Genomic DNA, 9,564 nt, shown 5'->3' with positions numbered 1-9,564 from the left:
CGGGCGGCCGGGCCACCAGCGCGGCCAGCCGCCCGTCGACGAGGCCGCACAGCCCCGGCCCGGCGGCGGTCAGCCGGGTCTCCAACCGGGCCGCCGCCGCGGGGTCGCCGACGTCGGAGACCACGCAGTGATAGGGGGCGCCCGGGTCGAGCGGGGCGGGCACCGGGACGGCCTCGCCGTGCAGCAGCCGCCGGAGGGTCTGCACGCGGCTCTCACGGGTGGTGCGGGCCATCTCCAGCTCGGCGGCCCGGTGGGCGCGCACCATCCGGTGGACGAGCGCGGCGGTGATCTCGTCGATGCGGGTGACGCCGTCCAGGAGCAGGGCGTCCGGCACGCCGAGCCGCCTGCCGTCGGCGACCAGCGCGCGGACGAGGTGGGCGCGGCCCGCCTGGAAGCCGTCCAGGAACGCGGCGACCGGCACCCCCTGCCGGGCGCGGTCGGAGCCGAGGCGCTCCGCGGCGGCGAGGACGTCCCCGCCGGGGCCGCCGGTCTCCAGCGCCGCCAGCACGCCGCGCAGGAGCGCCCGGGTGTGGCGCCGGGTCTCCTCCTCGGGCAGCGCGGCGACGAGCTCGGACCTGTCCCTGGCGGCGCGGACCGCCGCCTCCAGCAGCGCCGGGTCGTCGCCGCGATCGCTCAGCAGCCGCAGGAACCGGTCTCCCTCGGTTGGGTCCACGCCCTCATTCTGCGCCCTGGTTGTCCGCTTCGGACAACCGGCCGGAGCGCGCTTGGGCGGCGGCCTCCTAGCCGGGCGACCCGCCTCCGGTGTTCGGTGGCGGGGACGGGCCGGGCCCGAACGAGAGCGCGGACGAGACGGGAGCGTGCCGATGCCGGACGACGAGGAGTTCCTCGCCAAGCTGCCGACCGATCTGGTCCTCCGGCTCCCGCCGTCCTTCGACGACGCCGGGGACGAGCGGCGGCACCGCAAGGAGCGGCTGGCCGCGGCGTTGCGGATCTTCGGGAGGTTCGGCTTCGAGGAGGGCGTGGCCGGCCACATCACGGCCCGCGACCCCGAGCGCCCCGACCACTTCTGGGTCAACCCGTTCGGCGTGTCCTTCAAGCACGTGAGGGTCAGCGACCTGATCCTCGTGAACCACGAGGGGAAGGTCGTCGAGGGACGGTACCCGGTCAACGAGGCCGCGTTCGCGATCCACTCCCAGGTGCACCGGGCGCGCCCCGGGGTCGTCGCCGCCGCGCACAGCCACTCCACGTACGGGCGGGCGATCGCGGCGCTCGGGCAGCGGCTGGAGCCGATCACGCAGGACGTGTGCGCCTTCTACCAGGACCACGGCCTGTTCGACGACTACACCGGCGTCGTCACCGACCTGGAGGAGGGCGAGCGCGTCGCGGCCGCGCTCGGTGGTCACAAGGCCGTCATCCTGCGCAACCACGGGCTGCTGACCGTCGGCGACACCGTGGACGCCGCCGCCTGGTGGTTCATCACGATGGAGCGCTCCTGCCAGGTGCAGCTCCTGGCGAAGGCGGCCGGTCAGGTCGTCCCGATCGAGCACGGCAACGCCGTGCTGACCCACGGGCAGATCGGCAACGACCTGGTCGGCTGGATCAACTACCAGCCGCTCTACGACCAGATCACCCGCGAGCAGCCCGACCTCTTCGACTGAGCGTCACCCTCCCCCGGCCGCGTCGCCGGCTCCGCCGCCCGCCGGCGGGGGGCCGTCGTCGCGGGCCCGCGGGTCGTGGTGGCGGAGCAGGACACGGGCGATGCGCTCCAGCGCCGCCCTGTCCCGCGGGCCGAGCGGGGCCAGAAGCTCGTCGTCGAGGACGGCGGCGCGGCGCGCGACCTCGTCCAGTTCGGCGCGCCCCTCGGGGGTCGCCTCGACCGCGTAGCGGCGCCGGTCGGCCGGGTCGCGCTCACGGCGGACGAGCCCCGCGGCCTCCAGCCGCCCCACCACCTCGACCAGGTCGCTCGGGTCGATGCGCAGCCGCTCGCCCAGCTCGCGCTGCGACGCGCGCCCGGCGTCGTCCAGCGCGGCCAGCACGGCGAAGTGCCACAGCCCGAGGCCGTGCTCCTCCATCATCCGGCCCATCCGGACCCGGCCCGCCCGGCCGACCTGCGCCAGCACGAACGTCGTGATCGCGTGCAGCCGGGGCGGCAGCCGGCCCGGTCCGGGCACCGAGGTGTCGTCCATCCCCCTATTGTAGGGTTGCCCCAATCATTGGGTTACTCCCATGAATAGGAGGAACGATGGACGCGCTCTACCCCCGCCTGCTGGTGGACGACTTCGAGTCCTGCGCCCGCTTCTACACGGCCGCGCTGGAGGACCTGCTCGGCATCCGGCCCGTGAAGATGCTGCCCGAGGCCGAGTACGCGAACTGGGACCTGGACGGCGAGGGCGCCCTCGTCCTGATGGGCCGGGCCAGGATGATCGCGGCCGTCGGCATCGCCGCGCCGCCGGCGCCCGCGGCCCGGGACCGCTCCATGCTCGTCTTCCGCGTGCCCGACGTCGACGCGGCGGCCGGGCGGCTCACCGCCCTCGGCGCCGAGCCGGTGACCGCGCCGCGGGACCGGCCGGAATGGGGCCCGGGGCTGCGCACCGCCCACCTGCGCGACCCCGACGGCACGCTGCTGGAACTCCAGTCGTACTGACCGCCGGGCGTACCGGGCCGGGCGCTACTCCCGCGCCGCGGGCTGCTCGGTGAGCGGGAGGACGACCTGGAAGCGGGTGTCGCCGGGACGCGACTCCACGCGGATGTCGCCGCCGTGCCGGTCCGCGACGATCCGCCAGGAGATGTCGAGCCCGAGCCCCGTGCCCTGCCCGACCGGCTTGGTGGTGAAGAACGGGGTGAAGATGCGGGACAGGTGCTCCTCGGCGATGCCGGTGCCGGTGTCGCCGATCTCGACCACGGCGTGGTCGTTCTCGCGGGCCGTCCGGACGGTGAGGGTCCCCGCCCCCCGCATCGCGTACAGCGCGTTCACGATCAGGTTCGTCCAGACCTGGTTGAGCTCGGCGGCGTACACCGGGACGGCGGGCAGGTCCGCGTCGTAGTCGGTGCGCACCGTCACACCGGCGCCGATCTTGCGCTTGAGCATGGTGAGCGTGCTGTCGAGCAGTTCCCGCAGGTCGGCGCGCAGGTAGGCCGCGCGGTCGAGCTGGGAGTACTGCCGGGCCGAGTCCAGCAGCGCGGTGATGCGGCCCATGGCCTCGGTGATCTCCGCCTGCAGCTGCGCGACCTCCAGCACCTCGGCCAGCCACCGCATCGCCGCGGGCAGGTGCTCGCCGGCCGCCGCGGCGACCTCGTCCGCCTCGGCGGTCCCGAACCCCGCGGCGACCAGGCCCGGCGCGAGGTCCCAGCCGCCCGGCACGCCGTGCCCGTCCAGCCAGTCGCCGAGCTCGTCCTCGGCGTCGCTGACCTCCAGCGGGTCGCGCCGGGCGGTGGAGGCGGCGCCGGGCAGGCCCGTGCGCAGCGTCACCAGGGCGCTCAGGTGCGTGCAGTCGACGCCCTGCGCGGCGAGGTCGGCGAGCCGCCGCTGCGCGCCGAGCAGCCGGTCGCCGAGCTCGGCGCTGGCCCGGGCCGCCGCGGCGGCCGGGTTGTTCAGCTCGTGGGTGAGCCCGGCGGTGATCGTGCCGAGGGCGGTGAGGCGCTCGCGCTGATCGACGGCCCGGCGCAGGTTGTTCATCCCGAAGAAGACGCCCGCCAGCAGGTGCGTGGCCATCGGGAACCACACGCGGACGGCCTTGGCGAACTTGCGCGCGGGCAGCGCGAACACCCGCGAGGGCCGCACGGCCCGCAGCGTGTGGGCGTACTTCTGCTCGATCTGGTCGTCGAGGTAGGCCTGCACCGCGCCGCCGTAGGTGCCGGGCCTGGACGTGCGGTTGATCTCGACGGTGTGGCCGCGGACGTTCTGGCTCATCACCATCTCGCCCTCCAGCAGCACGTACAGGAACTCGGCCGGGTCGCCCTGCGCGCAGATCAGGTCGCCGGCGGGGTGCTCCCCGACCGTCCCGTACCGCGACAGCCAGCCGAGCTTGTCGTCGTCGAGGTCCTCGAAGAGGAACAGCTCGCGCAGTTCCCCGGGCGATGCGGTGCTCACGCCTGCTCCAGGTAACGGTGGACGAGGGCGACGGCCATCGCGCCGTCGCCGACGGCGGAGGCGACGCGCTTCATCGACTCCGACCGGACGTCGCCCGCGGCGAAGACGCCGGGGACGCTGGTCTCCAGATGGTAGGGCTGGCGGACGAGCGGCCAGCCCGGCGGGCGGCGCCCTCCGGCGACCAGGTCGGGGCCGGTCATGACGTAGCCGCGCGCGTCCCGCTCGACGAACCCCTCCAGCCAGCCGGTGCCGGGCTCGGCGCCGATGAAGACGAACAGCCAGTGCGCGTCGATCGTCTTCAGCCCGCCGGGCCACTGGACGGTCAGCCGCTCCAGCCGGTCGCCGCCCTCGGCGCCGCACACGGTCTTGCCGGTGTGGACCTCGATGTTCGGGGTCGCGGCGATCTGCTCGACCAGGTAGTGCGACATCGAGCGCTCGAGGCCGTCCGCCCGGACGATGACGTGCACCCGCTTGGCGTACCTCGCCAGGTGCACCGCGGCCTGCCCGGCGGAGTTGGCGCCGCCGACGATCGCGACCTCCTCGTCCGCGCAGGACGGGGCCTCGGTCAGCGCGGCGCCGTAGAACACCCCGCGGCCGACGAAGTCGTCCACGCCGGGCGCCGTCAGCCGCCGGTAGGACACCCCGGTGGCGAGGATGACGGCGTGCGCGGCGATCTCCGTGCCGTCCGCGAGCCGCGCGACCCGGGCGGTGCCGCGCGCCTCCAGCGCGGTCACCTCGCCGGTCTGCAGCAGCTCGGCGCCGAACCGGTCGGCCTGCCGGCGGGCCCGCTCGGCGAGCTGGGCGCCCGACACCCCGTCGGGGAAGCCCAGGTAGTTCTCGATGCGGGAGCTCTGCCCCGCCTGGCCGCCGAGCGCGCGCCGCTCGACGACCACCGTCCGCAGCCCCTCGGACGCGCCGTACACCGCGGCGCCGAGCCCGGACGGCCCGCCACCGACGACGACCAGGTCGTAGAAGCCGGTGGACGGCGTGCTCGGCAGCCCGGCCACCGCGGCCAGCTCCGCGTCGGAGGGGGCCGCCAGCACCTGCCCGGCCGCGGTCACCACCAGCGGGAGCTCGGGCGCCCCGGCGGCCGCCACGAGCTCGGCGCCCTCGGGGTCGCCGTCGAGCAGCCACGTGTAGGGGACCTGGTGGCGGGCGAGGAAGTCGCGCACCTCGTACGAGCGGGCCGACCAGCGGTGCCCCACCACGCGCAGCTCGCCGGGGAGCCGCCGGTCGGCGCGCCGCCACGCGTCCAGCTGCGCGTCGATCACCGGATAGAACTTCTCGTCCGGCGGGTTCCACGGCTTGAGCAGGTAGTGGTCGAGGTCCACGACGTTGATCGCGCGGATCGCGGCCTCGGTGTCGGCGTAGGCGGTCAGCAGGACGCGGCGCGCGAAGGGGAACAGGTCCATGGCGCGTTCCAGGAACTCCACGCCGGTCATCTCGGGCATCCGGTGGTCGGCGAGCAGCATGGCGGTGTCGTCGCCGCGCAGCCGCAGCTCGCGCAGCACGTCCAGCGCCTGGCCGCCGGACTCCGCGCGGACGATCCGGTACGTCTCGGCGTACCGGCGGCGCAGGTCCCGGGCCACGGCCCGGGAGACGCCCGGGTCGTCGTCGACCGTCAGCAGCACTGGTTTGGACAACGCGGCTCCCTCGTTCCCTTCCATCCCACCTGAAAGCCTACGGGCCTCCGGCGCGGCCGGTGACGCCCGCGGGCGGTCCCCGACCTCGGACACGCCCCCGGACGCGGCCCGGACGCGACCTCGACGCGGCTCCGGGCCGGGCCTGAGGCGACCCCGCGCCGGTCCGCCCGGGCCCGATCGGAAATGATGCGGGCATGGACCTGCGTGTTGCGCTGATCGGGTACGGCACGGGCGGCTCGGTGTTCCACGCGCCGCTGATCGCGGCGGTGCCGGGGCTGCGGCTGTCGGCGGTGGTCACCGGCGACCCGGCGCGCCAGGAGGCGGTCCGGAACCGCTACCCGGACACGAAGATCCTCGCCAGCACCGACCGGCTGTGGGAGGCGTCGGGCGTCTACGACCTCGTCGTGGTCGCCGCGCCCAACCGGCAGCACGTGCCGCTGGCCCGGACCGCGCTGACCTCGGGCCTGCCGGTCGTGGTGGACAAGCCGGTGGCGGCCTCGGCGGCCGACGCCCGCTCGCTCGCCGCGCTGAGCGCCGTCCGCGGCCTGCCGGTCATCCCGTTCCACAACCGGCGCTGGGACGGCGACTACCGCACCGCGTGGCGGCTGGTGGCCTCGGGCGCGCTCGGCGACGTCCTGCGGCTGGAGTCGCGGTTCGAGCGCTGGCGGCCCGAGGTGCGGCCGGGCTGGAAGGAGAGCGGCGACCCGCGGGACGCCGGCGGGATCCTGCACGATCTCGGTTCCCATCTGGTCGACCAGGCGATCGCGCTGTTCGGCCGGCCCGAGCGGGTCTACGCCGAGATCGACACGCGCCGCCCCGGCGCGCGGGCCGCCGACGACGCCTTCGTGGCGCTGGCCCACCGCGGCGGGATTCGCTCGCACCTGTGGATGAGCGCGACCGCCGCGCACCTCGGCCCGCGGTTCCGCGTCCTCGGCAGCCGCGGGGCCTACACGGTCCACGGCATGGACGGCCAGGAGGACGCCCTGCGCGCGGGCGGCTCCCCGCGCGACCCCGGCTTCGGCGTCGCGCCGTCGCACGCCCACGGCCGCGTCGGGACGCCCGGCGACGAGCGGCCCGAGCCCACCGACCGGGGCTCCTACCAGGACTTCTACACCGGCGTGGCGCGGTGCCTGCGCGGCGAGGGGCCGCCGCCCGTGTCGCTGGCGGACGCGATCACGGGGCTGGAGGTCATCGAGGCCGCTGTCCGCTCCGCCCGCGAGGGCACGGTGGTCGTCACCCGCACCTGACTACGCGTCCCCTTCAGGGGAACGCTCCAGATCCGCCTCTCCGTCTAGAGGACGGAGACGTGGACGTGGTCGTAGTGGTTCGCGGTGATGCCGCCGCGGTCCTCCATCTGGCGCCAGCCGCCGCTGCCGCGCATGTCGTAGATGCGCTGCTTCCAGATGACGTACTTGATCCCGAGCCTGGACGCGTTGCTGATCACGTACTGGGCGACCTGGTCGCCGTGGGCCTGGGCGGACGCGCTCGGCATGGCGCCGCCCGAGCTCTCCATGAAGTCGCACGCGCGGCCCGAGCCGTGGTCCTGCGGGTCGCCGGGGCGGGCGCAGCCGATGGCCGGGAACGGGCCGAACCGGCCGTCGATCGCCAGCAGCGCCGTGCGCATCCGCGCGGTCATCGAGTTGCCGATGATCGTCGACTTGGAGCCGCTCGCGCCGTCCGGGTGGCCGCTCGACGCCGGCGCCTTGGTCTTGGTCTCGTCCGGCTTGTACTTGGCGAGCAGCTTCTTGACCCGGGTGCGCTGCCCCTCCAGGTCCTTGATCTCGCGCTCGACGGCGTCGAGCTTGGCCTGGGCGGTCGAGCGCGACCGCGCGGCCCGCCGGTTGAGCTCCTCCAGGCTCTGGACGCGGCGGCCGCGGTCGCGGCTCAGGTGCTCGATCACCGTGGCGTCCCGGATCGCGGCGCGCGGCTCGCCCGCGGTGACCATCGGGATCATGTCGAGCCGGCCGCTCATGTAGGTGCTGGAGGCGAGCCGGGCGACGCCGGCGCGGGCGGCCTCGTAGTCGCGGGCGGCGCGGTCGGCGTCGGCGCCCGCGCCCTCGGCGGCCTTCTTGGCCTCCTCCAGGGAGACCAGCTCGCCGCGGTACTCCTTCGAGAGCGCCTCGGCGCGCTTCTTCAGCTGCGCGTACTGCTTCTTGACGTCCTTCTCCGGCTTCTGCGGGGCGCGCGCGGCGCTCCCGGAGACCGGCGGCAGCGCCGCCGACACCCCCACGACGAGGACGAGCGCAGTGAGGCGCCGCACCGCCGGGCGCCCGCCCGAGGGGCGTCGCGTCCTGCCGGGGGGATCGAGGGCCGCCACAGATATCTCCTAGATAACGGTTTAAAGATTGGCGGCACGCTACCACAATCCCCCTTTTGCCTCAGAAGTTACGCAAAACCACACAGAGTAGTAGGGGGGCTACGGGGAACGGCAGGGGCCGGTCCGCCGCGCGGCGGTCCGGCCCCTCCGTCAGCCGCGTCCCGCCGGTCACGGCGGGACGAGGTCCTCCCAGCGCGGCGCCCGCGGCTCCCACCGCAGCCGCAGGCCCGCCTCGGCGAGCGTCCGGTCTCCTTTGCGGTTGTTGCACCGGCCGCAGGCCAGGATGGTGTTCTCCCAGGTGTCCCCGCCGCCGCGCGAGCGCGGGTGGACGTGGTCGATCGTGTTGCCGCGCCGCCCGCAGTACCCGCAGCTGCCGCGGTCGCGCAGGTACACGCCGCGCTTGCTCCAGGGCGGGCGGCGGCCGTGCCGCCACCGCATCGCGACGTACCTGACCAGCCGCAGAACCCGGGGCACCGGGTAACGGCCGATCGTCCGCCCCTCCTCCGCCTCCTCGACGACGGCCACCTCGCGCACCAGCATGCGGATGGCGTGCCGCAGGTCGACCTTCTGCAGCGGCTCATAGGACGCGTTCAGGACGAGCACGTTCACCGGTCACCTCCCAGGCCCGCGTGCCGCTCCCCCGCCAGGATTCGAACCTGGACGTCCGCATTTAACTGCGCGGCGTTCTGCCGTTGAACTACGAAGGAATGGTCCGGCAATTCTCTGCCTTCCGAGCATTTCCCGGAAGTCTCCTCAGAGTGCCGACATGCCCGCGAAGCGGCAACGCATTTTCGCCGATCACACGGCGGGGCGGGGGCGCGTCAGGGCGCGGGCAGCGCCGCGGCGGCGGCCTGGTACTCCAGCGACTCGCGCTCCACCCGGAAGCCCAGCTCCTCGTTCACCGCGATCATGTGCGTGTTGTCGCCGGCGTTGTCGGTCTCGATCTCGCGGACCTCGGGGCGCTCGCGCGCGAGCCACTCCAGCATGGCCGCCTTGACCCAGATGCCGAGGCGGCGGCCGCGGTGCTCGGGGGCGACGGCGGTGTCGTACTGCGCGGCGCGGCCGGTGGCGCCGAACGGGACGACGACCTCGGTGAAGCCGGCGACGGCGGTGCCGTGCAGGGCGGCGACCGTGTACAGGTCGTCGCCGCGCTTGGCGACCACCTCGGCCATCTCGCGGACGCGGTGCGCGTCCCAGGGGGCGCCCTCGTACTCGGCGAAGTCCGCCATGGCGGTCTTGGCCAGGGCGAGGGCGGCGGCGTGCTCGTCCGGGACGACGCCGCGCCAGCGGACCAGGCGGTATCCCGCCGGGGCCGCCGCGAGCAGGCCCGCGACGCGGCCGGCGGGGACCTCCTCCAGGCGCAGGAGCATGCCCTTGAGGGTCAGCACGCACTCGAAGCCGTGCGACTCCAGGAACGGGACGGCGGGGGTGCCGGCGAGGACCTGGGCGATGACGCTGGACCTGCCGTCGGCGCGCAGCCCCTCGGCGGCCACCGCCAGCAGCCGGCCGCCGAGCCCGCGGCGGCGGCGGCCGGGGCGGACCCGGATGTCGAT

The 9,564-nt window shown here is 74.8% G+C and carries 10 protein-coding genes and 1 tRNA gene; 3 read left to right on the top strand and 8 right to left on the bottom strand.

What is annotated here, in order from left to right; genetic code table 11:
• Nucleotides 1-673, bottom strand: a 673-nt coding sequence (locus tag E1291_RS34395) for an RsbRD N-terminal domain-containing protein (protein ID WP_503108254.1), incomplete at its 3' end; no start/stop codon positions are given.
• A gap of 151 nt (nt 674-824) precedes the next feature.
• Between E1291_RS34395 and E1291_RS34390 the strand changes: the two genes are divergently transcribed.
• On the top strand, nt 825-1,619 hold the full coding sequence (locus tag E1291_RS34390; protein WP_131742246.1) for a class II aldolase/adducin family protein: 795 nt from the start codon (nt 825-827) through the stop codon (nt 1,617-1,619).
• Between the two features lie 3 nt (nt 1,620-1,622).
• Here E1291_RS34390 and E1291_RS34385 read toward each other — a convergent pair whose 3' ends face one another.
• Complete coding sequence (locus E1291_RS34385) at nt 1,623-2,147, bottom strand: MarR family winged helix-turn-helix transcriptional regulator (RefSeq protein ID WP_131742245.1); 525 nt, start codon at nt 2,145-2,147, stop codon at nt 1,623-1,625.
• 56 nt (nt 2,148-2,203) lie between these two features.
• Between E1291_RS34385 and E1291_RS34380 the strand changes: the two genes are divergently transcribed.
• Nucleotides 2,204-2,605, top strand: a complete 402-nt coding sequence (locus tag E1291_RS34380; RefSeq protein ID WP_131742244.1) for a VOC family protein — start codon at nt 2,204-2,206, stop codon at nt 2,603-2,605.
• A gap of 24 nt (nt 2,606-2,629) precedes the next feature.
• Here the strand turns inward: E1291_RS34380 and E1291_RS34375 are convergent, their stop codons facing one another.
• Both E1291_RS34375 and E1291_RS34370 read right to left on the bottom strand, forming a co-directional pair.
• Nucleotides 2,630-4,051, bottom strand: coding sequence for an ATP-binding protein (locus tag E1291_RS34375; protein ID WP_131742243.1), 1,422 nt, complete (start codon nt 4,049-4,051; stop codon nt 2,630-2,632).
• Entirely contained in the window at nt 4,048-5,694 is a 1,647-nt protein-coding gene (locus E1291_RS34370; RefSeq protein WP_242614557.1) for an NAD(P)/FAD-dependent oxidoreductase, read from the bottom strand. Before E1291_RS34370 ends, E1291_RS34375 begins: the two co-directional genes overlap by 4 nt.
• A gap of 194 nt (nt 5,695-5,888) precedes the next feature.
• On the opposite strand from E1291_RS34370, the gene E1291_RS34365 reads away from it, so the two are divergent.
• A complete protein-coding gene (locus E1291_RS34365) occupies nt 5,889-6,941 on the top strand; it encodes a Gfo/Idh/MocA family oxidoreductase (RefSeq protein ID WP_131742241.1) in 1,053 nt (350 codons plus the stop codon).
• 44 nt (nt 6,942-6,985) lie between these two features.
• Here the strand turns inward: E1291_RS34365 and E1291_RS34360 are convergent, their stop codons facing one another.
• The 4 genes from E1291_RS34360 to E1291_RS34345 form a co-directional block, all read right to left on the bottom strand.
• Nucleotides 6,986-8,011, bottom strand: coding sequence for a VldE C-terminal domain-containing protein (locus E1291_RS34360; protein WP_242614556.1), 1,026 nt, complete (start codon nt 8,009-8,011; stop codon nt 6,986-6,988).
• A gap of 168 nt (nt 8,012-8,179) precedes the next feature.
• Nucleotides 8,180-8,620 (bottom strand): HNH endonuclease, encoded by a 441-nt coding sequence (locus E1291_RS34355; RefSeq protein WP_131742240.1) that lies wholly within the window; start codon nt 8,618-8,620, stop codon nt 8,180-8,182.
• A gap of 26 nt (nt 8,621-8,646) precedes the next feature.
• A tRNA-Asn gene (locus E1291_RS34350) sits at nt 8,647-8,718 on the bottom strand.
• 114 nt (nt 8,719-8,832) lie between these two features.
• Nucleotides 8,833-9,564, bottom strand: a 732-nt coding sequence (locus tag E1291_RS34345) for a GNAT family N-acetyltransferase (RefSeq protein WP_131742239.1), incomplete at its 5' end; no start/stop codon positions are given.

Origin of the sequence: Actinomadura roseirufa, from assembly GCF_900659635.1 — a bacterium.
GTDB classification, from domain to species: domain Bacteria; phylum Actinomycetota; class Actinomycetes; order Streptosporangiales; family Streptosporangiaceae; genus Spirillospora; species Spirillospora roseirufa.
This window is presented reverse-complemented; position numbering and strand designations above follow the sequence as displayed.